The sequence below is a fragment of the Rhodococcus sp. 05-340-2 genome (assembly GCF_002258915.1).
Lineage (GTDB): Bacteria > Actinomycetota > Actinomycetes > Mycobacteriales > Mycobacteriaceae > Rhodococcoides.
In genome coordinates, this window is the sequence record NZ_NOYU01000042.1 from 15,119 (window position 1) to 40,934 (window position 25,816).

20 protein-coding genes are annotated in these 25,816 nt (G+C 65.6%); 7 read left to right on the forward strand and 13 right to left on the reverse strand.

Translation table 11 applies throughout. The features are described 5' to 3' along the window. Positions 1-6 precede the first annotated feature (6 nt). The 8 genes from argC to infC all read right to left on the reverse strand — a co-directional run bounded on the left by argC (position 7) and on the right by infC (position 7,850). On the reverse strand, positions 7-1,062 hold the full coding sequence (argC, locus tag CH271_RS25235; RefSeq protein ID WP_094635389.1) for an N-acetyl-gamma-glutamyl-phosphate reductase: 1,056 nt from the start codon (positions 1,060-1,062) through the stop codon (positions 7-9). Positions 1,063-1,114: 52 nt separating this feature from the next. Beyond that, positions 1,115-1,669, reverse strand: coding sequence for a hypothetical protein (locus CH271_RS25240; protein ID WP_094635390.1), 555 nt, complete (start codon positions 1,667-1,669; stop codon positions 1,115-1,117). A gap of 91 nt (positions 1,670-1,760) precedes the next feature. Then, complete coding sequence (gene pheT / locus CH271_RS25245) at positions 1,761-4,247, reverse strand: phenylalanine--tRNA ligase subunit beta (protein ID WP_094635391.1); 2,487 nt, start codon at positions 4,245-4,247, stop codon at positions 1,761-1,763. A gap of 56 nt (positions 4,248-4,303) precedes the next feature. Next, positions 4,304-5,371: a phenylalanine--tRNA ligase subunit alpha gene (gene pheS / locus CH271_RS25250; protein WP_037193457.1), complete on the reverse strand. Its 1,068-nt coding sequence runs from the start codon at positions 5,369-5,371 to the stop codon at positions 4,304-4,306. A 106-nt stretch (positions 5,372-5,477) separates the two neighbouring features. Beyond that, entirely contained in the window at positions 5,478-6,284 is an 807-nt protein-coding gene (locus tag CH271_RS25255; protein ID WP_094635392.1) for a TrmH family RNA methyltransferase, read from the reverse strand. Between the two features lie 38 nt (positions 6,285-6,322). Next, the gene (gene rplT, locus CH271_RS25260; protein ID WP_032378959.1) at positions 6,323-6,712 is read right to left on the reverse strand and encodes a 50S ribosomal protein L20; all 390 of its coding nucleotides are present in this window, start codon (positions 6,710-6,712) and stop codon (positions 6,323-6,325) included. An 86-nt stretch (positions 6,713-6,798) separates the two neighbouring features. Next, positions 6,799-6,993: a 50S ribosomal protein L35 gene (gene rpmI, locus CH271_RS25265; protein WP_008715923.1), complete on the reverse strand. Its 195-nt coding sequence runs from the start codon at positions 6,991-6,993 to the stop codon at positions 6,799-6,801. A 116-nt stretch (positions 6,994-7,109) separates the two neighbouring features. Beyond that, positions 7,110-7,850, reverse strand: a complete 741-nt coding sequence (infC, locus tag CH271_RS25270; RefSeq protein ID WP_045199680.1) for a translation initiation factor IF-3 — start codon at positions 7,848-7,850, stop codon at positions 7,110-7,112. Positions 7,851-8,231: 381 nt separating this feature from the next. Here infC and CH271_RS25275 point away from each other — a divergent pair, with 381 nt between their 5' ends. After that, positions 8,232-8,618, forward strand: coding sequence for a DUF1844 domain-containing protein (locus CH271_RS25275; RefSeq protein ID WP_037193458.1), 387 nt, complete (start codon positions 8,232-8,234; stop codon positions 8,616-8,618). 116 nt (positions 8,619-8,734) lie between these two features. Here CH271_RS25275 and uvrA read toward each other — a convergent pair whose 3' ends face one another. Next, positions 8,735-11,665, reverse strand: coding sequence for an excinuclease ABC subunit UvrA (uvrA, locus tag CH271_RS25280; RefSeq protein ID WP_094635631.1), 2,931 nt, complete (start codon positions 11,663-11,665; stop codon positions 8,735-8,737). 260 nt (positions 11,666-11,925) lie between these two features. Here uvrA and CH271_RS25285 point away from each other — a divergent pair, with 260 nt between their 5' ends. The 3 genes from CH271_RS25285 to CH271_RS25295 all read left to right on the forward strand — a co-directional run bounded on the left by CH271_RS25285 (position 11,926) and on the right by CH271_RS25295 (position 16,479). Beyond that, the gene (locus CH271_RS25285; RefSeq protein WP_037192630.1) at positions 11,926-12,615 is read left to right on the forward strand and encodes an MBL fold metallo-hydrolase; all 690 of its coding nucleotides are present in this window, start codon (positions 11,926-11,928) and stop codon (positions 12,613-12,615) included. A gap of 136 nt (positions 12,616-12,751) precedes the next feature. Beyond that, a complete protein-coding gene (locus CH271_RS25290; protein WP_094635393.1) occupies positions 12,752-14,008 on the forward strand; it encodes a DoxX family protein in 1,257 nt (418 codons plus the stop codon). A gap of 149 nt (positions 14,009-14,157) precedes the next feature. After that, a complete protein-coding gene (locus tag CH271_RS25295) occupies positions 14,158-16,479 on the forward strand; it encodes a HelD family protein (RefSeq protein WP_094635394.1) in 2,322 nt (773 codons plus the stop codon). A 70-nt stretch (positions 16,480-16,549) separates the two neighbouring features. On the opposite strand, the gene CH271_RS25300 is transcribed toward CH271_RS25295, so the two are convergent. Continuing rightward, positions 16,550-17,002, reverse strand: coding sequence for a universal stress protein (locus CH271_RS25300; protein WP_032378962.1), 453 nt, complete (start codon positions 17,000-17,002; stop codon positions 16,550-16,552). Between the two features lie 182 nt (positions 17,003-17,184). On the opposite strand from CH271_RS25300, the gene CH271_RS25305 reads away from it, so the two are divergent. Next, complete coding sequence (locus tag CH271_RS25305; protein ID WP_094635395.1) at positions 17,185-20,034, forward strand: alpha/beta fold hydrolase; 2,850 nt, start codon at positions 17,185-17,187, stop codon at positions 20,032-20,034. Next, positions 20,031-20,888 carry an ABC transporter permease gene (locus CH271_RS25310; protein ID WP_094635396.1) on the forward strand — a complete coding sequence of 286 codons (858 nt, stop codon included), beginning with the start codon at positions 20,031-20,033 and terminating at the stop codon, positions 20,886-20,888. Before CH271_RS25305 ends, CH271_RS25310 begins: the two co-directional genes overlap by 4 nt. A gap of 6 nt (positions 20,889-20,894) precedes the next feature. On the opposite strand, the gene CH271_RS25315 is transcribed toward CH271_RS25310, so the two are convergent. Continuing rightward, positions 20,895-21,761: an SCO6745 family protein gene (locus CH271_RS25315; protein WP_094635397.1), complete on the reverse strand. Its 867-nt coding sequence runs from the start codon at positions 21,759-21,761 to the stop codon at positions 20,895-20,897. Between the two features lie 19 nt (positions 21,762-21,780). Then, the gene (gene uvrB / locus CH271_RS25320; RefSeq protein WP_037192646.1) at positions 21,781-23,943 is read right to left on the reverse strand and encodes an excinuclease ABC subunit UvrB; all 2,163 of its coding nucleotides are present in this window, start codon (positions 23,941-23,943) and stop codon (positions 21,781-21,783) included. 78 nt (positions 23,944-24,021) lie between these two features. On the opposite strand from uvrB, the gene CH271_RS25325 reads away from it, so the two are divergent. After that, positions 24,022-24,567: a DUF402 domain-containing protein gene (locus CH271_RS25325; RefSeq protein ID WP_037192648.1), complete on the forward strand. Its 546-nt coding sequence runs from the start codon at positions 24,022-24,024 to the stop codon at positions 24,565-24,567. A gap of 16 nt (positions 24,568-24,583) precedes the next feature. On the opposite strand, the gene coaE is transcribed toward CH271_RS25325, so the two are convergent. Continuing rightward, complete coding sequence (coaE, locus tag CH271_RS25330; RefSeq protein WP_094635398.1) at positions 24,584-25,801, reverse strand: dephospho-CoA kinase; 1,218 nt, start codon at positions 25,799-25,801, stop codon at positions 24,584-24,586. Between the last annotated feature and the right edge of the window lie 15 nt (positions 25,802-25,816).

Genomic DNA, 25,816 nt, shown 5'->3' on the forward strand with positions numbered 1-25,816 from the left:
CGCTGCTCATGGTGCTACTCCTACGGTAGAGAGACCCTCGGTCTCGATGATTCCCAGGGCAAGATTCATGGATTGAACTGCAGCTCCCGCCGTGCCCTTGGCCAGATTGTCGATGGCCGCGATCACGACGAGCAAGCCGGCGTCCGCATCGACCGACACGCTCATCTGCACGGCGTTCGACCCGATGACCGAACCGGTCTGCGGAAGTCGTCCGGCCGGAAGCACGTGCACGAACGGCTCTGCCGCGTACGCCTTCTCGTAGACCTCGACGGCCTGTCCCTGCGTGGCGGTGGTGATCGCGGTGCAGGTGGCCAGGATTCCGCGAGGCATCGGCGCGAGAACCGGAGTGAAGGACACCGCAACAGCGCTACCGGCGACGGCCGAGAGGTTCTGCACGATCTCAGGAGTGTGGCGGTGCGCGCCCGCAACCGCGTACGCCCGAACCGAACCCATCACCTCCGAACCGAGAAGATCGGCCTTGGGAGCTCGGCCTGCACCCGAAGTACCGCTGACGGCAACGATATTGACACGCGGCTCGATGATTCCTGCGGCGACAGCGGGTGCGAGCGCGAGAGACGACACCGTCGGGTAGCACCCGGGAACCGCGATGCGAGTGGCACCGACCAACCGCTCACGGCAGCCCGGCAACTCCGGCAAGCCGTACGGCCAACTGCCCGCGTGAGGACTCTTGTAGTACTTCTCCCAGGCCGCACCGTCGGTGAGGCGGAAATCGGCCCCGCAATCGATGATCACCACGGACTCGGGCAGTTGCAGCGCGAGCTCGGCGGACTTGCCGTGTGGGAGCCCCAGGAACACGACGTCGTGCCCTGCGAGTTCGTCGACGGTGGTCGGGGCGAGAACTCGGTCTGCGAGAGGCAACAGATGGGGATGGAATTCACCCAGCGTCGCACCGGCATTGCCGCCCGCGGTCAGAGTGCCGATGACCAGCGAACCGTCGCGCACTCCCGGGTGCCCGAGCAGCAGTCGAAGAATTTCACCGCCGGCGTACCCACTTGCACCCGCCACCGCGATGCGCCTCGGCGTGGCCTCCGAAATAGTCATGCGGTTTATTATGCAGCATCATGCAAGCTCATTCATGAACGGGTCCGGTGTGTCAGCGTCCGCCCATGGACCTGCGGATCTCGTCGAGCTTCTTTCGGCCGGCTTCCTGGCGTTCGTTCCACTGCTCGTCGAGGTCACGGCCTGCCCTGGACTCTCGGTCCAACTCCTCCGCGCCCACGGCTGTGCCCGATCGCTGTTCCACCTTGTCGCGCACACCGTCCCACGTGGGCACCCCCGAATCGGTGAAGTCACCGATCGGCGCGCTCACCGCACCGGAACCGTATGCGGTACCGACAGGCAGGTCGTCGACCAGCTCCGCATCGATGATCCCCGGTACCGTGCCGCCGAGCGGAGCCCCCGGTGGTGGATCACCGAGCGGCTGGTCGATCCGCGGCTTCGTCACCTGCGGAACGTCCACGTCGGGAACCGTTCCGGGTGGCGCTCCGCGATCGGGCGTGATCGGCTCCGGCCGGGCAGTACCCAACTCGGCGGCCAGAGCAGACGCGGCAGCTGCCACCGGGGCGAGTCGCGGACGACCCGCCACGGCGGCACGAATCTCCTCGATCACCTGAAGATCCGTCGCACCGTCTGTTCCGAATTCACTCATGCGCTGCTCCCGTCACCCGTGGTACTCGTGACTCCACGCTACGGACACACGAGCCCGGGCGTGCTCGGATCAACTGCGCGGCTGCGCTGATTCAACTGCGCAGCTGCGCGCCGACAGCCTTCGATGCCGCCTCGACCGCCGCATCGCGCGCAGCCGTTGCCTGATCCTCGGTCAAGGTGCCGTCCGCACCGCGGAACCGCAGCGCGAACGCCAGCGACTTGCGACCCTCGCCGACCTGTTCACCCTCGTAGACGTCGAACAGTCGAATCGACTCGAGCAGGTCGCCACCGCCGATCGTGAGCGCGGCTTCCACCGACGCCGCTGGTACGGACGCGTCGACCACCACGGCCACGTCCTGCAGCACCGCCGGATACGGAGACACCTCGGGGGCAGGGAGCGACTCGACGACGGGGAGAGCGCTCAGGCTCAACTCCACGGCACACGTACGCGGCGGCAGGCCCGCCCGCTCGAGCACCGCCGGATGCAGCTCGCCCGCGTATCCGACGACCTCACCGTCGAGCAGGACCTCCGCGCACCGACCCGGATGCCACGGAAGGTGCTGTGCCGCCCGAAGATCGACGTGCACTCCGGACGCCTCGGCAACCGTACGTACCGCAGCGAACGCATCGGCGGCCTCTGCGGCGCGGCCGGGACCCCACGGACCCGACAACTCACGCTGACCGGTGAGCACCATGCCCACGTGCACCGGCTGCGCAGGCAACGAACCACGAAGCATGGCGATCTGGTCGTCGGTGGGACGACGGTCGACCGGCAACGCGTCCACAGCTGCGGTGGCGTCGTGTCGGAGCACCACCTGAGCAATGCCGAACAGTGAGACGTCTCGCTGACCGCGCGCGATGTTCCGGCTCAGCATCTCGAGCAAACCGGGAAGCACAGTGGTCGCGAGCTCGGGACGGTCGGCCTCGAGTGGATTGAGCACCGAGGTGGTGGCGCGCCGTGGGTCGTCCGCGTCGAGACCCCACGTGTCGAACACGCCCTTGGGCAGGAACACCGGAGGTAACACCTCGACGTACCCGGAGAACGCGAGTGCCTTGCCGACGGCGCGCCTGCGCTTCTGTTCGGCGGTGAGGCCACGACCTCCCGGAGCCGACGGCAGTACCGACGGGATCTGTTCGAGCCCTTCGAGCCGCAGCACCTCTTCCACCAGGTCGGCGCGCTGCACCAGGTCCGGTCGCCAGGACGGCGGGGTGACGATGAGCTGGCCGTGCCCGCCGTCGTCGACCGACACCTCGACTGTGCAGCCGATCTGCGTCAACCGTCGGGCAGCGGTTCCGTTGGGGTACTGCACTCCGGCGATCCGATCCGGCAGGTCGAAGTCCATCGTGACCGTGGGATATTCGGCGGCTTCGCCGATGTCGGTCAGCACGGGCTCGATCCGTCCGCCGGCGATCTCGACCAGCAACTGTGCTGCGCGATCGAGCGCCGCCACCGGAAGTGCCGAATCCACGGTCCGCTCGAAACGCTTGCTGGCCTCGCTGGAGAGCTTGTGACGGCGCCCGGTGCGGAACACCGCGAGCGGATCGAACGACGCAGCTTCGAGTACGACCTCGGTGGTCGAGTCGTCGACTTCGGTGGACGCGCCGCCCATGACACCGGCCAACGAGATCGCTCCCGATCCGTCGGCGATCACGACGTCCTCGGGATCGAGGGAACGCTCGACGCCGTCCAGTGTGGTCAGCCTCTCCCCCGCATTCGCACGCCGGACGACCAGATCGCCGTCGAGCTTGGCCGCATCGAATGCGTGCAACGGCTGCCCGAGTTCGTGGAGCACGTAGTTGGTGACATCGACGGCCGCCGAGATCGGGCGTACGCCGGCCAGCAGCAGTCGACGCTGCATCCACCAGGGCGTCGTCGCCGCCGGATCGATACCGACGATCTTGCGCAACGCGAATCGCGATGCGCCCGAGTTCGGTTCGACGGTGACAGACCATGCATCACCGGTGACCTCGGTGGGGACCGTGCGCGCCGGATCCACGAACGGGAGGTCGAAACTGCAGGCCAGTTCGCGGGCGAGGCCGCGGACCGAGAAGGCGTAACCGCGATCCGGGGTCACGTTCAGCTCGATCACCGAGTCCTGCAGCCCGAGAACAACTTTGGCATCGTCACCCGGAGCGGCCGTGCCCTCCGGCAACACCAGAATCCCGGAGTGATCCCGGCCCAGCCCGAGCTCGAGCGTCGAGCAGATCATGCCGTTGGAGTTGCGGCCGTAGGTCTTGCGCGACGCGATGGCAAATCCCCCGGGCAGGACGCTGCCCGGCAAGGCGGCCACGATCAGGTCACCCTCGGCGAAGTTCCTGGCACCGCACACGATCTCCTGAGGCTCGGCAGCTCCGACGTCCACCAGGCAGAAGCGAATCGGCTTCTTGAACTCGGTCAGCTCCTCGATCGAACTCACCCGACCCACCACCAGTGGTCCGGTCACATTGTCCAGTGAATCGAGTTCCTCGACCTCGAACCCGACCCGCACGAAACCGGCGTCGAGTTCCTCGGGCGACACGGCCCAGTCGGGAGTCCCCGCGTGCAGGACCTCGGTCAGCCAGGATTGTGGGACTCGCACGTGTGCTCAGCTCTTTCTTGTATCCGAGAAGAAGTGGGGCGGGTGAGAAATTTCCGTCAGGCCTGAACACCGAAGGGCAACGTGAACCTGATGTCGCCCTCGACGATGTCGCGCATGTCCGGGATGTCGTTGCGGAACTGCAGCGTCCGCTCCAGACCCATTCCGAACGCGAATCCGGTGTAGACCTCGGGGTCGATACCGCTGGCCTGCAGCACCTTCGGGTTGACCATTCCGCAGCCACCCCACTCGACCCAACCGGCCCCGCCCTTCTTCTTCGGGAACCACACGTCGACCTCGGCCGACGGCTCGGTGAACGGGAAGTAGTTGGGGCGCATGCGAGTACGGGTGTCGTTGCCGAACAACGCCTTGGCGAATGCATCCAGTGTGCCGCGCAGGTGCGCCATGGTCAGGCCCTTGTCGATGGCAAGACCCTCTACCTGATGGAAGACCGGAGTGTGCGTCGTGTCGAGTTCGTCGGTGCGAAACGTCCGTCCCGGGCAGACGACGTAGATCGGAACCTCGCGCGAGAGCATCGACCGGACCTGCACCGGAGAGGTGTGGGTGCGCAACACCTGCCGCGAACCCTCGGGCGCGATGTGAAACGTGTCCTGCATCGTGCGCGCCGGGTGGTCGGGCAGGAAGTTGAGCGCATCGAAATTGAAATGCTCGGTTTCGACCTCGGGGCCTTCTTCGACCTCCCAGCCCATGGCGACGAACACGTCGGCCACCTGTTCGGAAATGATCGTGATGGGGTGCCGGGCACCGACGGGAGCTCGGTCGGTCGGCAGCGTCACGTCGATGGTCTCTGCGACCAGGATGGCGGCGTCACGCTCGGCAGACAGCACGGCGCGTCGCTCGTCGAAGGCCTTCTGCACTCGATCACGCGCTGCCTTGACACGTTTGCCCGCGTCCGCCTTCTGGTCCCCGGGGAGCGCACCGAGTGCGCGCTGCGCCAGTGCCAGCGGAGCCTTGCCACCCACGTGATCGATCTTGACCTTGGTCAGAGCATCGAGGTCCGACGCGCCGGCGAACGCCTGCTCGGCCGAGTCCACTGCGGATCCGAGCGCAGACTCCTCGAGAACGCTCGGATCTACCGGCTCGGGTCCGGCTTCTTTCTTCGCCACGACAGCTGCACTCCTCGAGTAATAGTCGGTGTCTGCCACGAACGGTCGTTGCGCAGGCTTCGCTCCTGCGCGGAGCAGACAGGTATCGATCCTAGGCGAGACGTGCTCACGGGGTTTCGGAGCGTCGTTGCGCCCTGGCGCTGGCGTACAGGCAGATCGCTGCGGCGGTTGCCAGGTTGAGGCTCTCGGCGCGGCCGTGGATCGGGATTCGGATGCGGTGATCGGCATCGCGCGTCACGGACTCGGGGAGCCCGTGCGCCTCGTTGCCGAACAACCACGCGGTCGGTTGCGTGAGCAGTTCGTCGGCGTCGTCCAAGTCCACTTCGCCATCGGCGGCCGTGGCGACGATGGTCAGTCCCGCCCTGCGCAACGCGTCGATTCCGGACTCGATCGATCGCTCCCGAGCGATGGGCAGGTGGAACACGCTGCCTGCCGAGGCGCGGACGCATTTGCCGTTGTGGGGATCCACCGAATCGCCCAGCAGAACAACCGAATCCGCTCCTGCCGCGTCGGCGACGCGGATGACCGTCCCGGCGTTACCCGGCTCGGCCATCTCCACCGGTACGGCCACCAGCCGCGGTGTCCCGGCCAACGCACGGTCGATCGGGACGTCGACCAACTCGGTGACTGCGATCAGGCCCTGCGGAGTGACGGTGTCGGACAACGCCTTCGCAGCACGGTCGGTGATCTGATGAACTCGTGCGCCACCCGCCTCGACGGACGCGATGAGGTCATGGTGGCGCTCGAGAGCCTCCGCGGTGAAGAACAGCTCACGAACCAACCGGGACTGCGCCGCCTCGGACACCGCATTGAAGCCTTCGGCCAGAAAGAGTCCGGTCTTCTTGCGCTCCGCGGCTCGAGCGAGCTTGACGGCCGAAACGACCCGCGGAGTTCGCTCGGTCAGCGAATCCACGGGTCGTTTCGGTGTTGAGTCGTCGTACGTCGACTCGCTCAGGCTGCTTCTCCGGCCGGAGCGTTGACATCGGCAGGCAGTGCAGCCTTGGCGATGGCGACCAGGCTTGCGAACGCCGCAGCATCCGACACAGCGAGCTCAGCGAGGATCTTGCGGTCGACCTCGACGCCCGCGGCCTTGAGGCCCTGGACGAAGCGGTTGTACGTGATGTCGTTGGCGCGAGCTGCAGCATTGATACGCGTGATCCACAGCTTGCGGAAGTCACCCTTGCGCGCGCGGCGGTCCCGGTACGCATAGGTCAGCGAGTGGAGCTGCTGCTCCTTGGCCTTGGTGTACAGACGTGAGCGCTGTCCGCGGTAGCCCTTGGACGCTTCGAGAATCGAACGGCGCTTCTTCTGGGCGTTGACGGCCCTTTTTACGCGTGCCACTGGTGAATCCTGTCGATCTGGGGGTGTGTGAAACCCCGAATGGTAATGGGATGAAGCCGACCGAAATCAGTCGGCGGCGGGCCGAATCAGATGCCGAGCAGGCGCTTGATCCGCGGCACGTCGGCCTTCTTGACAACGGCGACACCATCGAGGCGACGAGTCACCTTGGTGGGCTTGTGCTCGAGCAGGTGGCGACGGCCGGCCTTCTGGCGCAGGATCTTGCCGCTGCCGGACACCTTGAATCGCTTCTTGGCACCACTGTGGGTCTTCTGCTTGGGCATGAAATCCTCTTCTTCTGTAATAGCTCTTCGGTGTTGCATGGCACAGCCGCACATCGCAACGGAAATCCTGTGCACCGAAGCAGGTGTAGGGCTGTCTTACTGGTAGAGCGCGAGGCTCAGTTGGTCTGCGCCGGAGTAGCCGGAGCTGCTGCGGCCGGTGCCTCGGCAGCCGGGGCTGCGTCGGCGGGCTGTTCCGGCGCGGGGGCCGGTGCACGCTGTGCGGGCGGAGCCGCTGCGCTCTCCTGTGCCTTGACGCGAGTCTTGGCACCCTTGTGCGGCGCCAACACCATCGTCATGTTGCGGCCGTCCTGCTTGGCCGAGGTCTCCACGAAGCCGAGCTCCGCGACGTCCGCGCCCAGGCGCTGCAGCAGACGGAAGCCGAGTTCGGGACGCGACTGCTCGCGGCCGCGGAACATGATCGTGACCTTGACCTTCGAGCCGGCTTCGAGGAAGCGAACGACGTTGCGCTTCTTCGTCTCGTAGTCGTGCGCGTCGATCTTGGGACGGAGCTTCTGCTCCTTGATGACGGTGAGCGTCTGGTTCTTGCGCGATTCGCGCGCCTTCTGCGCAGCCTCGTACTTGAACTTCCCGTAGTCCATGATCTTGCAGACCGGCGGACGTGCGTCGGGAGCTACTTCTACAAGATCGAGGTCGGCTTCGAGAGCCAAGCGGAGTGCATCTTCAACACGCACGATCCCCACCTGTTCACCGCCCGGTCCGACAAGCCGGACCTCGGGAACTCGGATGCGATCGTTGATGCGGGTCTCAGTGCTGATGGGGCCTCCTAGGTAGTGCGGTGTGGTGTGTAACCCGACCGCCTGCCACTGGCACAGCCCGTCGCCGTCGATCCTCGACATTCCCCGCAGCGGTACGAACCGCTGCAACGAAAAAACCCCGCTCTCGGTGTGATCCGATAGCAGGGCCCGATGTCGACCGGTCGACCCGCACGACAACTGTCGTCGTACAGTCTCCTCACTGGGAGGAAGCACGGAGGAAATCGGTGAAGACTTCCGTCGTGCGACCGGACCGGAAGTAGCTTGTTGAAGGCTACGTGCCGGTGGGAGTCGGGCTCCACTTGCTGCCTCCGTGCGGTGAACTCCATCGAGGAGCGCACGCCGAAGACGGTCGTCGAGTCACACTACCAGCCGATTCGAGAAACCGACAATCGAGCCCGATCGCCCCCGACAGCGTCGGCACCCGATTCTCCCTGCGGCAGGCGGCGTGGGATTCTCGTAGGCATGACCAGCTCCCCCACTCCCGCCGATGGCGATCCCGCGGGTGCCGACCCAGTCGGCACCGAGCCCGAAGTCCGTGAACTCGCCGAGGTCCCCGCGGTCGAGGTCATCAGCCGCGCTGCGGTGATGCTGATGAGTTCCGCCGCCGAGAAGTTGGGACTCTCCGAGCCGGATCCCGCGGAGAGCCCCTACCTGGACCTCGACGAGGCACGACGCGTCATCACTGCGTTGGCAGGCCTGGTCACCGCGTCGGTGGAATACCTCGGCCCCCATGCCGGACCCATTCGCGACGGGCTGCAGGCACTGCAGCGCGCCTTCCGGGAAGCGTCGGCCCACCCGGACGAGCCAGGAAAGGGCCCCGGCGAAAAGTACACGGGTCCGGTTCACTGAGCAGAACACCAGCCGAGTCCATACAGCCCGACGAAGCCGCATCCGGTGAGTACCGGATGCGGCTTCGTCGTTCACGCGGTGTGAATCGGACTACTGCCTCCAGCAGGCCGCTGCGCTCATCGGACGGCGGCGACCTTGCGGGGCCTGCGCTTCTTCGGAGCGGCCTTCACCGGCGGAGCGACGACCGACTCACGGGTGAGCGCCTCCTGCAGGAACTTGCCGGTGTAGCTCTCCGAGACCGCCGCCACCGCCTCCGGATCACCTTGCGCCACAACCGTTCCGCCGCCGGAACCACCTTCGGGGCCCATGTCGATGACCCAGTCCGAGACCTTGATGACGTCGAGATTGTGCTCGATCACGATCACCGTGTTGCCCTTGTCCACCAAGCCGTTCACGACCCCGAGCAGCTTGCGAATGTCCTCGAAGTGCAAGCCGGTGGTCGGTTCATCGAGAATGTAGACCGTGCGGCCGGTTGACCGCTTCTGCAGTTCCGCTGCCAGCTTGACGCGTTGCGCCTCGCCGCCGGACAACGTCGTTGCCGGTTGTCCCAGTCGGACGTACCCGAGACCGACCTCGACGAGCGTCTTGAGGTAGCGGTGGATCGACGTGATCGCCTCGAAGAAGTCGGCAGCCTCCTCGATCGGCATATCCAGGACCTCGGCGATGGTCTTGCCCTTGTAATGGACTTCGAGTGTCTCGCGGTTGTACCGCGCACCCTCACAGACCTCGCACGGAACGTAGACGTCGGGCAGGAAGTTCATCTCGATCTTGAGCGTGCCGTCTCCCGAGCATGCCTCGCACCGGCCGCCCTTGACGTTGAACGAGAATCGACCGGGCTGATAGCCGCGCACCTTGGCCTCGGTGGTCGCCGCGAACAGCGTGCGGATCTTGTCGAACACACCGGTGTACGTGGCCGCGTTCGAGCGCGGCGTTCGTCCGATCGGCGACTGATCCACCCGCACGAGCTTGTCGAGCTGGTCGAGTCCGTTGATGCGCGTGTGCCGACCGGGAACCTGACGGGCACCGTTGAGCTTGTTGGCCATCACCGTCGCGAGGATGTCGTTGACGAGTGTGGACTTGCCCGAACCCGACACCCCGGTGACCGAGGTCAGCACGCCGAGCGGGAAGCTGACGTCGATGCCACGGAGATTGTGCTCGCGGGCACCGACCACGGTGACCTGACGCTTCTTGTCCACGACACGACGGGTGTCGGGCAGCGGGATCTTCATCCGCCCGGACAGATAGGCGCCGGTCAGTGATTCCTCGTTGGTCAGCAGGTCCTCGTACGAACCGCTGTGCACGACGCGCCCGCCGTGTTCACCCGCCAACGGACCGATGTCGACGATCCAATCCGAGGTGCGGATGGTGTCCTCGTCGTGCTCGACGACGATCAGCGTGTTTCCGAGATCGCGCAACCGCGTCAACGTGTCGATGAGCCGACGGTTGTCGCGCTGATGCAGTCCGATCGACGGCTCGTCGAGCACGTAGAGAACGCCGACGAGTCCCGATCCGATCTGGGTGGCGAGTCGGATGCGCTGGGCCTCGCCGCCCGACAGCGAGCCGGCGGTCCTGGCCAGTGACAGGTATTCCAGGCCGACGTCCAGCAGGAAGCCGAGGCGAGCCTGCACCTCCTTGAGGACCTGACCTGCAATAGCTTCCTCGCGGCGACCGAGAGTGAGGCTGTTCAGGAAATTTGCGGTGTCGGCGATCGACAACTCGCACACCTCGGCGATCGACTTCGGCCCGAAGTCGCCTGCCGCGATCGTCACCGACAGGATCTCGGGCCGCAGCCTGGCACCGTTGCAGGTGGGACACGGCACGTCGCGCATGTAGCCGTCGTAGCGTTCCTTCATCTGCTCGGACTCGGTCTGCTCCAACCGGCGGTGCAGGAACGGCATCACACCCTCGAACTCGGCGTAGTACGACCGCGTGCGGCCGTAGCGGTTCTTGTACTTCACGTGCACCTGGTGATCGCTGCCTTCGAGGACCGCACGCTTGACCTTGGCGGGCAACTTGTTCCACGGCGCGTTCAGGTCGAACCCCATGGCGTCGGCAAGTCCGGACAGCAGGCGGCCGAAGTACTCCGACGTCTGGCCCATCGACCACGGTGCGATGGCGCCGTCCGCGAGGCTGAGATCACCGTCGGGAACGACCAGCTCCGGGTCGACCTCCTTGCGGACGCCGAGTCCGACGCAATCCGGGCACGCACCGTACGGCGAGTTGAAGGAGAACGACCGCGGTTCGAGATCGTCGATGGACAACGGGTGACCGTTGGGGCAGGCGAGCTTCTCGGAGAACCGGCGCTCGCGGTCCGATGCATTCTCGTCACGGTCGACGAAATCGAGCACCACGATGCCGTCGGCCAGGCGAAGGGCGGTTTCCACCGAGTCGGTCAGACGCTGCTTCGAACTCGACTTGACGGTCAGGCGGTCGACGACGACCTCGATGTCGTGCTTCTCCTGCTTCTTGAGCACCGGTGGGCTCGTGAGCTGATGTACGACGCCGTCGACGCGAACACGTGAGTAGCCCTGGGTGTTCAGCGAGTCGAACAGGTCGACGAATTCGCCCTTGCGGGTGCGCACCACCGGTGCGAGAACCTGGAACTTCAGGCCCTCCTCCATGTCCAGCACCTGATCGACGATCTGCTGCGGAGTCTGCTTCGCGATCTGTTCGTTGCACACCGGACAGTGGGCCGTGCCTGCACGCGCGTACAGCAGACGCAGGTAGTCGTAGACCTCGGTGATGGTGCCCACCGTCGATCGCGGGTTGCGGTTGGTCGACTTCTGATCGATGGAGACCGCAGGCGAGAGGCCCTCGATGAAATCGACGTCCGGCTTGTCCATCTGGCCGAGGAACTGCCGCGCGTACGCGGACAGCGACTCCACGTAGCGGCGCTGACCTTCGGCGAAGATCGTGTCGAAGGCGAGGGACGACTTGCCCGAGCCGGACAGACCCGTGAACACGATCAGCGCATCGCGGGGCAGGTCGATATCGACTCCCCGCAGATTGTGCTCTCGTGCACCTCGCACTATCAGGCGATCCGCCACTGTGTTCCCTTCTTTCCGAACGAGCACGTTCAGCCGAGTTGCTGCAGGACGCAGCACTGCACGACTGTCGAGTCGCGTGATGACGTGTGATGCCGACGCATCGGTCACATCTCGTGTAACCGTGGACCCCACGTCGAAAACCTGTTGTGGTGAGGGACGAACCTCACGCAGTAGCAATGGTAGATCCAGGCACCGACACACTTTTCCATGTGCGCGACCCCGCCGCCCCTCGTGCCGTCGACGACGGTAGCGTCCTCGAAATGGACGAGCACCTCATGGTCATCGATGACAATTACACCGGCGTCGTCTCTCAGGGTTCGCAGCCGCAGCGGCGAACGATTCCCGGAGCGACGATCACGAAGATGTCGGTCGGCCCCATGGACAACAACACCTACCTTGTCGTCTGTTCCGCGACAGGTCACTCGCTTCTGATCGACGCCGCCAACGAGGCCGACCGAATCTCGTTGCTCATCGACGAGAACGCGCCGACACTCTCACTCATCGTGACCACCCACCAGCACGCCGATCACTGGCAGGCGCTGGCGGACATCGCGGGCGGAACGGATTCTCCGACCGCTGCCCACGAACTCGACGCCGAACCTCTACCGGTGGCTCCGAACCGCCTGCTGGCCGATCGGGACACCGTGTCGGTGGGTGAGCTCACGTTCGAGGTGGTGCACCTGACCGGACACACCCCCGGCTCCATCGCACTCGCACTCACCGATGCCGACGGCGCGCGCACTCACCTCTTCACCGGAGATTCGCTCTTTCCCGGTGGCGTCGGCAAGACGGGCAGCCCCGAGGATTTCACCCACCTGCTCGACGACGTGACGGCGAAACTGTTCGACCGCTTCGACGACGAGACCGTCGTCTACCCCGGCCACGGGAAGGACACGACGCTCGGTGCCGAGCGTCCTCACCTGGACGAATGGCGCGCACGGGGTTGGTGACGATCGGCGTGCTTGAGACCGAGAACCACGGGGTATGAATAGTGTGACAAAAGGACGCGCAGCGGTAGGTTTTCGTACCGCCGTGCCGTTCTGGTTCCACCGCCGATGACACGAGAAACTATGCAGGAGGCTGTCAATGCTGGTCCGCCGTATCGCCCGTCCGCTGATGTCTACGATCTTCATCGCAGGGGGCGTCGACGCACTCCGTAATCCCGCCGGCAAGGCGCAGGCCGCCACCCCGCTGATCGAGCAGGGCAAGGACGTCCTCCCCAACGAGGTCACCGCGAACGTGCCGAGCGACCCGGAGACGCTGGTCCGCATCAACGGCGGAATCCAGGTCGCGGGCGGCATCCTGCTGGCCACCGGCAAGGCACCGCGCATCGCCTCGCTCGCTCTCGCCGGAAGTCTCGTACCGACGACGCTCGCCGGACACGCCTTCTGGAACGAGACCGACCCGGAGACCAAGGCTGCGCAGCGTATTCACTTCTTCAAGAACCTGAGCCTGCTCGGCGGACTGCTCATCGCAGCAGTCGACACCGAGGGCAAGCCGTCCGTCGCGTGGCGTAGCAAGCGGGCAGCACGCCGCGCGCAGGAGACCGTCGTCTCGGCACTGCCGGGGCACTCCACCCACGAGACCGGTGAGCGCGTCAAGGAAATCGCAGCCGTCGCCGCGAGCCGCAGCGCCGATCTCGCCGAGGCTGCGCAGCCGAAGCTGGCCAAGTTCGCCGACGCCGCCCAGCCCAAGTTGGCCAAGCTCGCCGACATCGCTACCGACAAGGGCTCGGAGCTGGCCGAGGTCGCTCAGCCGGCACTGAGCCGCTGGGCTCACGTGGCCGCCGACAAGGGCTCCGTGCTCGCCGAGGAAGCACAGAAGCGCGGATCCAAGCTCGCCGAACTGGCCGCCGACCGCGGCAGCGACCTGGCCGACGAAGCACAGAAGCGCGGATCCAAGCTCGCCGAGCTCGCTGCCGACCGCGGCAGCGACTTGGCCGACGAGGCACAGAAGCGCGGATCCAAGCTCGCCGACAAGGCAGCGCATCGCGGAACCGACCTCGCAGAGCTCGCGCAGAAGCGCGGATCCAAGCTCGTCGACGTTGCCGCAGATCGCCGCAGTGAATTGGCCGATGTCGCGCAGAAGCGCGCGTCCAAGTTCGCCGATCTGGCTGCCGAGAAGGGTTCCGTCCTCGCCGACGAAGCGCAGAAGCGCGGAGTCACGTGGGCCGATCTGGCGTCCGACCGCGTCGAGACGCTGAGCAAGCGCGCGCGCAAGCGCGCCGAGAAGCAGAGCAAGGAACTCGAGAAGGTGACCGAGCAGGCTCGCGCCAAGCTCGAGAAGCGAGTTGCCAAGGCTCAGAAGAACTTGGACAAGAAGCTGCAGCAGTACGCGAAGTAGTTTCGCGCCGATAGCAACTCAGCGACGTTCGCACATACGGCCCTGCCCCGGAACCAGCGGTTCTGCGGCAGGGCCGTTGTGCGGCGTAGACTGCTCTGGCTGATTTCGAGGCGATATCTACGCCTCGGCCGAACTCCCGAGGAGACCCTTTGCCGGACGACGGCCACACATCGAGCGACTCCGCCGTGCCGCTCGAAGAAGACTTCGAGCAGGCGCATCTGACGCGGCTGTACACGCAGCTCGACGCCTTACGTGAGTACGCCGCGAACCGACTGCGTGCAGTGCTGTTGGAGACCGGCGGCACTCCGCAGGCCCGTAGTGAACGCGAATCGTTCAACCAGATGTACACCGAGGACATCGCCAAGTACGACGCCGCCGAGAACGGACTCTGCTTCGGACGCATCGACCTCGATCCCGAGTCCCTCGACCCCAAGGTCGACGACCGGCCAGAGCGCTACATCGGCCGAGTCGGAATTCTCGACGACAAGAACGACTACGAGACGCTGCTGTTGGACTGGCGAGCACCGATGGCCCGGCCGTTCTACCTGGCGACACCCGCCGCACCCGAGAACGTGTTGCGGCGCAGACATATTCGGACCCGCGGTCGGCGAGTGACGTCGATCGCCGACGAATTCCTCGACCTGAACTCCGCCCGATCGTCGAGCGACGCAGCCGTGGCAGGCGGCGTCGCGAGCGAAGGCGCACTGCTCTCGGCGCTCGATGCCGCCCGTACCGGTCAGATGAACGACATCGTCGAGACGATCCAGAGCGAGCAGGACGCGATCATCCGATCGCAGCATCGCAGTGTGTTGGTGGTTCAGGGCGGACCGGGCACCGGCAAGACAGCCGTCGCACTGCACCGCGCCGCCTACCTGCTCTACACCTACCGCCAGCAGCTCGGTAAGAGCGGCGTGCTGATCATCGGACCCAACGCCACGTTCCTCGACTACATCGGTCAGGTGCTGCCGTCACTCGGCGAGACGGGAGTACTGCTGTCGACGATCGGCGATCTCTACCCGGGAGTCCGCGCACAACGCGAGGACTCGGCCGTGGCGACCGAGGTCAAGGGCAGACTGTCGATGGTGGAGGTGCTGACCCAAGCGGTACGCGACCGTCAGGAAGTCCCCGCGCAGCCCCGTCGACTGAAGTTCGACACCTACGACATCACACTCGATCGCAAGATCGTCACCAGGGCTCGCGGTCGCGCCCGCTCGTCGCGGCGACCACACAACCTGGCTCGGCCACTGTTCGTGTCCTCGGTCATCGACCAGCTGGCCAACCAATTGGCCGCGAAACTCGGGCAGAACCTCGTCGACGGGTCCAGCCTGCTCAGCGCCGACGACATCGCGGACATGCGCGACGAGATGCGCGAGGACCGGGACGTCATGGCGGCCGTGGACGAACTGTGGCCGGACCTGTCTCCCCAGCAGGTTCTCCGCGACCTCTTCGCATCGCCCGAGAAGATCGCCTCGGCCGCGCCTGCACTGGACGAGGTGGAGCGTGCGGCGCTCGTTCGTCGGGGCCACGGCTTCTCGTCGGCCGACGCTCCCCTGCTCGACGAACTCGCCGAGCTGCTCGGCGTCGACGACGCGGCCGAACGTGAACAGGCACAACGTCAATGGCGCGGTCAGATCGCCGATGCCCAGGGTGCACTGGACATCCTGACCGGTTCGGCACCTCAGGACCTCGAGGACGAACTCGATCCGGAGATCCTGATGGCCTACGACCTCATCGATGCCGATCAGCTTGCGCGACGGCAGAATTCGGGTCAGCGACTCACAACGGCCGAACGGGCCGCCGGTGACCGAACGTGGACCTACGGGCACGTGATCGTCGACGAGGCGCAGGAACTCTCTGCGATGGCGTGGCGAATGGTGATGCGGCGCATACCGAATCGGTGGATGACACTGGTGGGCGATACTGCGCAGACCGGTGACCCCGCCGGGACCTCGTCGTGGGGTTCGGTTCTCGAACCGTATGTGGCCAAGCGCTGGAAGCGAACCGAACTGACGGTGAACTACCGAACACCCTCCGAGATCATGGCCGTGGCGCACGACGTGTTGGCTGCCATCGATCCCGAGCAGTCCGAGCCCCGGTCCATTCGCAGCACCGGAGCGCGACCGTGGGCACAGCGAGTGGCAGATGCTGATCTGGTCACCGCGGTGGAGAAGCGAGTGGCCGATCACCCGCGCCCGGGCCTGAGCGCCGTGCTGGTTCCCGCAGGCCACGTCGACCGATTCCGCCATCTGGCATCGGAGCTGGTCACCGTATCGACGGTCAAGGAGGCCAAGGGACTCGAGTTCGACTCGGTCCTGATCGTCGAACCCGGTGCCATCGTGGCCGATTCGGTCAAAGGTATGAACGATCTGTACGTGGCGCTCACCAGAGCCACGCAGCGACTCGGCGTGGTGCACGTCGACGCATTACCGGGTGAACTCTCGGCGCTGCAACCGTTCGAGCCGGAAGCCTAGAGAACCGCACACACCAACGGCCCGCTCCGTCGATTCGACGGAGCGGGCCGTTGCTCGAGCGGGGGTGAAATCAGCGGACGGTGTGCACGATCAGAACGTCGCAGGTGGACTTGCGAGCGGCGTCCGACGGGACCGATCCCAGCAGGCGGCCCGTCAACGAGTTCAGGCCGCGGTTACCCACGACGAGGAGGTCGCCCTTGACCTCGTCCACGAGTGCCAACAGCGACTCGACGGGAGCACCGACGATCGCCTTCTCCTCGATGTTCTTCGCACCGGCCTTGGTGGCGTGCTCGCGCGCGGTGCGCAGAATCTCACGCGTCGGTGCCGATCCGGTGATCTGGTAGGCGTCCTCGCGCAATGCGTCGGCGGCAGCGGACGTGTCCTTCGGATCGGCCGGGTAGTACGCGCAGGCGATCACCAGGGTGGCATCGGCGTCTCCCGCCAGAGCCGCGGCCTTCTCCACTGCCCGCAGTGACGATTCGGAGCCATCGGTCCCGACGACGACGGTGCGGTAGGCGCTCATTCATTCCTCCATTTGTCGGTCACACACAGATGTGACACTTCTGGTCCAACTCGATTGGTGCAAGTCACAGGACCGAAAGACGTGGTCCGGGGACTGATTCGCTGACATTAGCCGCAAGCGGCCGATCGGCACGTGAACTTGGGGAACAACACGATCCGCGCCACTCACATACATTGGTTTGCATGCCGATTCCCCGCCCGCCACTGTCGAGACGGGCCATGACCGTCGGTGCCGCAGTGATTGCAGTTCTGGCGGTAGCCGCTCTCGCATTCGTAGTCCTCCCCCAGGATTCGAGCGCCGACACATCCACGCGTGATGCGCGCATCACGCTACCGGACAGCCCCGGGTCGACGGGCACCGTCGACATCGACGCACGGCTCTACGCCCCCGCCGTCACCCCCGCGCCGACGGTGCTGCTCGCCCACGGCTTCGGCGGCAGCAAGGACTCGGTCGACGGTGAGGCACGTGACCTCGCGGCGCGCGGTTACACCGTGCTCGCCTACAGCGCACGCGGGTTCGGCGACAGCACGGGTTCGATCTCGCTCAACGACCCCGATCGTGAGGTCGCCGATGCCCGTGGACTCATCGACTGGCTCGCCGAACAACCGGAGGTGGAACTCGACGCTCCCGGTGACCCGCACGTCGGCGTCGCCGGCGGATCGTACGGCGGCGCACTGGCACTGAGCGCAGGCGGCACCGACCCACGGATCGATTCGATAGCCGCAGCGATCACCTGGAACGACCTGGGTCAGGCCCTGTTCCCCAACTACGGCGTCACCTCCGCCGAGGGCCGAGAAAGCCTCGGCGACACCGTCACTCCCGCAGCTGCCGAATACGGCGGACCCGGGGTACTCAAGCGCGGCTGGGCCGGAGTGTTCTTCGGAGTGGGCGCAGCGAGTGCACCGCCCGGCGGCAGCGGCGACGGCGGCACCGATTCCGGCACCGCCGAGGGCACCTCGGCCTGCGGACGGTTCGCACCCGAATTCTGCGACGCCTACACCCAATCCGCGGTGACCGGAATTCCCAGCCAAGAACTCCTCGATCTGCTCACGGCCCACTCGCCGGTCGCGGTGGCGTCGAACATCACCGCACCGACCCTGTTGGTCCAGGGCACCCAGGACACGCTGTTCGGTCTGGATCAGGCCGATGCGACGGCGCGTCAAATCGCGGCGGCCGGTGGGAACGTCACCGTCCGATGGTTCGACGGCGGCCACGACGCCGGCGGAACGGACAGCACGAGCGATCAGGCCATCGCCGACTTCTTCGACACGACGTTGCGTGACACCGACACCGACGCCGGCGCCGAACCGTTCGTCTACTCCACTCAGCGGGCAGCCGACGAGCGCGGCGGCGACCGCAACCGCCGCATGACAGCTCCCGACTACCCGGGGCTGACCGACGACTCCGAACCCACCCGGACCCGATCGGTGACGTTCACTCCCGCTGCGGAGAACCAGTCGATCATTCGTCCGCCCGGAGCGTCCCCGTCGGCGATCTCGTCGGTACCCGGTTTGGGCTCGGTGCTCTCGACTCTTGGATCGACCGGGGCCGGAGCAGCCCTGACCGCGGACCTGCCAGGCCAATCGGCAACGTTCACCAGCGATCCCGTCGATACGTCCGTGACGATCACCGGTGCCCCGCGAGTGAACCTGCGCGTGGCGTCTCTGGCCGCACCCGATCAAACCGTTCTGTTCGCGAAGCTCTACGACGTCGCGCCGAACGGCACGAGAACACTTCCGGGTGGTGCGGTCTCGGCGATCCGCCTGCCGACCACCGAGGGCATCGACCCCGTCGACGTCACCGTTGCGCTGCCTGGCATCAGCTACACCGTGCAGCAGGGTCATCGCCTCGAACTGAGCATCTCCACCACCGATCAGGCCTACGCCGTTCCGCTCGAACCGGCGCAGTTCAGCGTGGCCATGGCCGACAACACCATCGCTTTGCCCACGGTCCCCGCAGAGGCGAGTTCGAACAGCACCGTGCCGGTGGCACCGCTGATCGGCATCGGGGTCGTCCTGCTCGCGGTCGCCGGTGCGATCGTGGCCGGAGTCGTACGGACCAGACGCCGCGCAGTTGCCGAAGTGGACGAGAGTCTGATCGACACTCCCCTGGTGATCACCGATCTGGCCAAGACGTACTCCAACGGCTTCCGCGCGGTCGACGGCGTCAGCTTCGAGGTGAAGCAGGGCCAGGTTCTCGGTCTCCTCGGGCCCAACGGTGCAGGAAAGACCACTACCCTGCGCATGTTGATGGGCCTGATCACTCCCACCGGCGGCGACATCAGGGTCTTCGGCCACAAGGTGACGCCCGGAGCCCCGGTGCTGTCCAGGTTGGGCTCCTTCGTCGAGGGATCCGGCTTCCTGCCGCACCTGACCGGAACACAGAATTTGCGGCTGTACTGGGAAGCGACCGGTCGCCCGATCGAGGACGCTCATCTCGAGGAAGCCCTGGAGATCGCCGACCTCGGCACAGCGATCGAACGCAAGGTCAAGTCGTACAGCCAAGGCATGCGGCAGCGGCTCGCGATCGCGCAGGCCATGCTGGGGCTGCCGGATCTGATGGTCCTGGACGAGCCGACCAACGGACTCGACCCACCGCAGATCAGGACGATGCGCGACGTGCTGATCGATTACGCGAAAACCGGACGAACCGTGTTGGTGTCGAGCCATCTACTCGCCGAGGTGGAGCAGACCTGCACCCACGTGGTCGTCATGAATCGCGGATCGGTGATCAGTTCGGGCACCGTCCGCGAACTGACCGCGGCAGGAGGACAAACGGAGATCAGGGTCGACGACGCCACCCGCGCGCAGTCGGTGCTGGGTGCCTCCGGCCACGACGGCGCGGTGATCGTCGACGACGGCACGGTGACCGTCGACCTGACCGATGCGGATGCCGCCGTCGTGATCAGAGAGCTCGTCACCGCGGGGATCTCGGTACGCGGATTCTCGCAGTCGACGCGTCTCGAAGACGTGTTCCTCGACCTCGTCCACCGAGACACCCCAGGGTCCGACACCAGCAAGGATCGCTCATGAGCACCACACACGCAGACGGGCGCGCTGCCGGATACACCGGCGGCAGCACCTTGCCGTTCCGTACCGAGTTGCGCAGGCAACTGGGACGTCGCCGCACTCAGCTGGCCATCGGCTTCCTCGCCCTGCTTCCGGTGATCTTGGCCATCGCCTTCACCGTCGGCAGCTCGAGTGCGGACTCGGATGCCGATGGGCTCATCGAGCTCGGCACCCGCGGTGGCATGAACTTCACGGTCTTCGCTCTGTTCATGTCGGTGGGCTTTCTGTTGATCGTGGTGGTGGCCCTGTTCTTCGGCGACTCGGTGGCAAGCGAAGCCTCGTGGTCGAGCCTGCGATACCTGCTGGCCATTCCCGTGCCCAGGAGTCGTCTGCTGACGCAGAAGGCGTTGGTGTCGGCGACCCTGTCCAGTGTTGCGATCCTGGTGCTCGTCGGGGTGTCGCTGTTGATCGGCACCGTGATGTACGGCGCGGAGTCGCTGATCACCCCGTTGGGTGAAGGACTGCCCTACGGCACCTCGCTGGTACGGCTGCTGATCGCGGTCGCCTACATCGGGATCAACCTGCTGTGGGTCGCCGGCCTCGCGATGCTGCTGTCGGTGCTCACCGACGCCCCTCTCGGGGCCGTCGGCGGCGCCGTGATGACGTCGATTCTGATGCAGATTCTCGATCAGATCACGGCACTGGGATCACTCCGCAACTACCTGCCCGGGCACTACGCCAATTCCTGGATCGACGCTTTCGGCACGAGCATCGACTGGAACGACATGGTGGTCGGCTCGTTCTCGGCCATCACGTACGCAGCCGTGTTCGGGTTGATCGCGTGGCGACGTTTCGGCACCAAGGACATCACCAGCTGAAGCGGCCTACTTCTTCTTGATTGCGGGCCCGAAGACACCCTCGGGAATGGCGCCCGCACCGACGATCGTCTCGCGCCACGGCGTCGCGAGCGAAACCAGCCGAGCGGCACCGTCCTCGCCGAGAGCGGCCCACGGCGCAACTGCGAGGTCGTTGGTGATGTCCTCGACCAACGTACGGAGATCTTTCCCGTCCTGGGTCAGCGCACCGTCGGACGAGAGCAACTCTCGGTCGGCCAGAGACGCGACCGCCCCGTCCCACTGCTCGGTCGACCATCCGCGACGCTTGCGCGCGAACTCCTTCTCGAAGCCGTAGCCGGTGGCGGTATGGGTGATGAGCGCTTCGAGACCGCTCAGGCCCGCCGTCTGCAGCGCCGCGATGTGGCCGTCACCGCGGTATTCGCGGATCAGAGTCAGGGCGTGCCACAGCACCAGGTGCGGAGCCGTCGGCCAGTCGAGCTCGGCGTACGCGGCGTACAGGGGTCGACCGTCGTCACCGGGAATTCCACGGGCCGCGATCGATGCCAGGTCGGCGGCCTCGGCCATGTCCGTTGACGTGAGAACCTCGGGGCCGAGCAATCGACCGAAGGCGGCATCGAGAGTGGCGTACCGGATGGCCATGATCTCGTCGGGTGATGCGATGTCCCAGGCGGCTGGGATGAGCGGCGCCACCAGCTCTCGGTTGAAGTTGTAGAACGTCGCGGTGACGACACCTGCACCGACCCGGCCCAGAGGCGCTGCCCGGCCCGCGAAGTAGCAGGCCCGCGGCGGCAACCCGGTGGCGACGAGTGCGTCCTGCGTCTCCGGAAGGAAATAGGTCATCGAGTGGATCAGTTCGAGCGCGCGAGAGGTGCGGCCTGCGGTGGTTGCGTCCATCGTTGAACCGTAACCGAACCTATTTGAGGCCGGCCGCATCCATCCCGCGCAGTTCCTTCTTCAGGTCCTGGATCTCGTCGCGCAGTCGGCCGGCGAGCTCGAACTTGAGCTCGCGTGCGGCGTTCATCATCTGATCGGTCATGTTCTTGATCAGATCGGCCAGTTCGGCGCGCGGCATCGACGACACGTCCTGGCCCTCGTACACCCCGGTGCTGACCGACCGGCCCGCCTCGCCCTGCGCGCGTCGACCCCGGCTGGCGTTGCGACCGGACCCACCGACCTCCACGACCGACTCGGTGTCCTCGGCTTCCTGGTACACCTGGTCGAGGATGTCGGCGATCTTCTTGCGCAGCGGCTGAGGATCGACGCCTCTTTCCTTGTTGTACGCGATCTGCTTCTCGCGCCGACGTTCGGTTTCCTCGATCGCGTAGGTCATGGAGTCTGTCATCTTGTCCGCGTACATGTGGACTTCACCGGAGACGTTTCGGGCGGCACGTCCGATGGTCTGGATGAGGCTGGTACCGCTGCGGAGGAAGCCTTCCTTGTCGGCGTCGAGAATCGCCACCAACGAGACTTCGGGCAGGTCGAGACCCTCACGGAGCAGGTTGATGCCCACCAGTACGTCGTACTCCCCCAGCCGGAGTTGCCGGAGCAGTTCGACGCGGCGCAGCGTGTCGATGTCGGAGTGCAGGTAGCGGACACGAATGCCCAGTTCGAGCAGGTAGTCGGTCAGATCCTCCGACATCTTCTTGGTCAGCGTCGTCACCAGCACACGCTCGTCCTTCTCCGCGCGTTCCCGGATCTGGTGGACGAGGTCGTCGATCTGGCCCTTGGTCGGTTTGATGACGACCTGAGGATCGACGAGTCCGGTCGGACGAATCACCTGTTCGACGAACTCTCCCCCGGTCTGCCCCAGCTCGTACTTCCCCGGAGTAGCCGAGAGGTAGACCGTCTGACCGATCCGCTGAGTGAACTCCTCCCACGTCAACGGTCGGTTGTCGGTCGCGGACGGCAGGCGGAACCCGAAGTCGACGAGGTTGCGCTTGCGCGACATGTCGCCCTCGTACATCGCCCCGATCTGCGGCACCGTCACGTGAGACTCGTCGATGACGAGCAGAAAGTCCTCAGGAAAGTAATCGATCAGCGTGGCGGGCGCAGTGCCCGCCCCACGGCCGTCGATGTGCCGCGAGTAGTTCTCGATGCCCGAGCAGAACCCGACCTGTTTGATCATTTCCAGGTCGTATTGCGTCCGCATCCGTAGCCGCTGCGCCTCGAGCAGCTTTCCTTTGCCCTCCAGCTCGGCGAGCCGACCTTCGAGTTCGGCTTCGATGTCCTTGACGGCTCGCTCCATCCGCTCCGGACCGGCAACGTAGTGGGTGGCCGGGAAGATGCGCACCGAATCCACCTGCCGAACGATGTCGCCGGTGAGCGGATGGAGGTAGTACAGCGCCTCGATCTCGTCGCCGAAGAACTCGATGCGAATCGCCAGTTCCTCGTAGGACGGAATGATCTCGACGGTGTCACCGCGAACCCGGAACGATCCGCGGGTGAAGGCCATGTCGTTGCGGGTGTACTGCACGTCCACCAGCAGCCTCAGCAGCGCGTCACGCTGTACTTCGACGTTGACCTCCAGCTCGATCGACCGATCGACGTACGACTGCGGGGTACCGAGACCGTAGATGCACGACACCGACGCCACCACGACCACGTCGCGGCGCGAGAGCAGAGATGCCGTCGCCGAGTGCCGCAGCCGCTCGACGTCGTCGTTGATGGACGAGTCCTTCTCGATGTAGGTATCGGTCTGCGCGATGTACGCCTCGGGCTGGTAGTAGTCGTAGTAGGAGACGAAGTACTCGACTGCGTTGTTGGGCAACATGTCTCGCAGCTCGTTCGCCAACTGCGCAGCCAGAGTCTTGTTCGGTGCCATCACCAGAGTGGGGCGCTGCAGCTTCTCGATGAGCCAGGCCGTGGTGGCCGATTTACCGGTACCCGTGGCACCGAGAAGAACGACGTCCTTCTCGTCCGCCTTGATCCGCCGTTCGAGCTCGGCGATGGCGGTCGGCTGATCGCCGGCCGGCACGTGTTCGCTGACGACCTCGAACGCCGGTCCGGTGCGCTCGATGGCACCCACCGGACGGTGTTCGGAGTGCGCGACAACGGGATGTTCGGATGCAAACGCCATTACACAAGCGTAGACGCGACCACCGACAAGTTCCGTCGGGCAGACCCAGGACGTCGGTTCCCGGTAGCTTCTACAGGCATGGTCGCTCACACGTCAGCCGGTGCGCACGCCGTCGTTCATGCCCCCAAGCACGAGACGTTCGACCTCGTCGCCAAGACGAACGTGGATCCCAAGGGGTTCGTCCGTGTCGTCGACGAATACCGCGTCGAGCCGTGGGGGTTGTACATGGCCCGACCCTCGGACCATGCCCACTTCGACTACCTCGAGTCCTGGCTACTGCCCGCTCTCGGGCTCCGCGCCTCGGTGTTCCATTACCTGCCGGCTCACGCGAGGGACCAGGACTACTACGTCGACATCGGCGAGTACACCGCCGGCACCACCGAGTGGACGTCCGTCGACCACTATCTCGACCTCAGTGTCCGTACCGGCCGTGATTACGACCTGTTGGACGTCGACGAACTGTTCGACGCTCGGGTGGCGCAACACCTCGACACCCCGACCGCCGAGCTCGCGCTGGCCAGATCGATCACCGCCATCGAAGGACTGACGCGGCACGACTACGACCTGAACGCGTGGCTCGCATCCGTCGGAATGCCCACCGAGTGGAACGGCAAGCCGTCCTGAGTCGGTCGACCCCGATTCACGCGGTCCAGTTCGTCTGCTCCGCCCACTGCCATGCCCGACGGTATGCCACATCGAACCATGGGGCCTTCGCGTTCTCGTAGGCCTCGATCGCAGATCGGAAGTCGGTGATTCCGGCAGCGGCCTCGGAGGCTCGTCGCTTGATTCCGCCGTACTCGGTCGTGATGCTGTCGTCCGCCCGCAGCCAGTCACGGAACAGCAGTGCGAATGTCTGATTCGGCCAGCCGTCCACCCGGATGTGCACGTTCGCCGGCCGGCCGGGGTCCGCGCTGCCGTGAAAACGCTTGGCCCACACGGCCGGATCCGCTTCGCCGCCGATTCCGTATGCGGGCTTCGGATGGTCGAAGTTGCTCGCCTCTCGTCGGGGGAACCCCGCCACACGCAGCTCCTCGGCGACGGAATCAGCGTCGTCGAGGCCTCGCACGGTGATCTGAATGTCGATGACATCCTTGGCGTCGAGGCCGGGCACTGCGGTGGATCCGATGTGATCGATTCGGACCGCTTTGTCCGCGCAGGCCAGGGCCAGGCGCGAGATGATGCGTCGGGCCTGCAACTCCCACGTGGGGTCGGCCGTCACCTGTTCCGGATGAACACGAGCGATGACTCCCTCCCTGATGTTGCGCTCGAAGGGGATCAGACGGTCGTTCCACAGGGCTCGGACGACGTCGTCGACGCTGCCCGGCGCGCCGGTGTTGTCGATCCACACGTCTGCCGCGGCTCGGCGCGCATCATCGGTTGCCTGCGCTGCGATCCGCGCGCGAGCGTCGGCCTCGGGCATACCTCGCTGTCCCGTCAGACGACGCACCCGTTCCTCGGCGTCGACCCACACGATGACCACGAGGTGGAAGAACGGGCCCATCGATCCCTCGACGAGGAGCGGAATGTCCTGCACCACTACGGCATCCGGCGCTGCTCCGTCGATGATCTCGGCGGTGCGCTCACCGACCAACGGATGAACGATCGCGTTGAGTTTCTTGCGGGATTCCTCGTCGCCGAATGCTTTGGCCGCCAAGGCCGGACGGTCGAGCGAGCCATCGGGTGCGAGTATGTCGGCTCCGAAGGTATCCGTCAGGCGTTGCAGCCCAGGTGTTCCCGGCTCCACGACTTCACGGGCAAGTACATCGGAGTCGACGAGCACTCCCCCGAGTTCGGTCAGCACCTTGGCAACGGTCGATTTTCCGGCACCTATTCCACCGGTCAGTCCCAGTCTCAGCATGCACCCAGTCTGACA

What these genes read in the sequence shown, in the direction of transcription:
- argC (WP_094635389.1), bottom strand. Translation starts at nt 1,062, where the DNA reads ATGACTATTTCGGAGGCCACGCCGAGGCGCATCGCGGTGGCGGGTGCA.
- CH271_RS25240 (WP_094635390.1), bottom strand. Translation starts at nt 1,669, where the DNA reads ATGAGTGAATTCGGAACAGACGGTGCGACGGATCTTCAGGTGATCGAG.
- rpmI (WP_008715923.1), bottom strand. Translation starts at nt 6,993, where the DNA reads ATGCCCAAGCAGAAGACCCACAGTGGTGCCAAGAAGCGATTCAAGGTG.
- infC (WP_045199680.1), bottom strand. Translation starts at nt 7,850, where the DNA reads ATGTCGAGGATCGACGGCGACGGGCTGTGCCAGTGGCAGGCGGTCGGG.
- CH271_RS25275 (WP_037193458.1), top strand. Translation starts at nt 8,232, where the DNA reads ATGACCAGCTCCCCCACTCCCGCCGATGGCGATCCCGCGGGTGCCGAC.
- CH271_RS25285 (WP_037192630.1), top strand. Translation starts at nt 11,926, where the DNA reads ATGGACGAGCACCTCATGGTCATCGATGACAATTACACCGGCGTCGTC.
- CH271_RS25290 (WP_094635393.1), top strand. Translation starts at nt 12,752, where the DNA reads ATGCTGGTCCGCCGTATCGCCCGTCCGCTGATGTCTACGATCTTCATC.
- CH271_RS25300 (WP_032378962.1), bottom strand. Translation starts at nt 17,002, where the DNA reads ATGAGCGCCTACCGCACCGTCGTCGTCGGGACCGATGGCTCCGAATCG.
- CH271_RS25305 (WP_094635395.1), top strand. Translation starts at nt 17,185, where the DNA reads ATGCCGATTCCCCGCCCGCCACTGTCGAGACGGGCCATGACCGTCGGT.
- CH271_RS25310 (WP_094635396.1), top strand. Translation starts at nt 20,031, where the DNA reads ATGAGCACCACACACGCAGACGGGCGCGCTGCCGGATACACCGGCGGC.
- CH271_RS25315 (WP_094635397.1), bottom strand. Translation starts at nt 21,761, where the DNA reads ATGGACGCAACCACCGCAGGCCGCACCTCTCGCGCGCTCGAACTGATC.
- uvrB (WP_037192646.1), bottom strand. Translation starts at nt 23,943, where the DNA reads ATGGCGTTTGCATCCGAACATCCCGTTGTCGCGCACTCCGAACACCGT.
- CH271_RS25325 (WP_037192648.1), top strand. Translation starts at nt 24,022, where the DNA reads ATGGTCGCTCACACGTCAGCCGGTGCGCACGCCGTCGTTCATGCCCCC.
- coaE (WP_094635398.1), bottom strand. Translation starts at nt 25,801, where the DNA reads ATGCTGAGACTGGGACTGACCGGTGGAATAGGTGCCGGAAAATCGACC.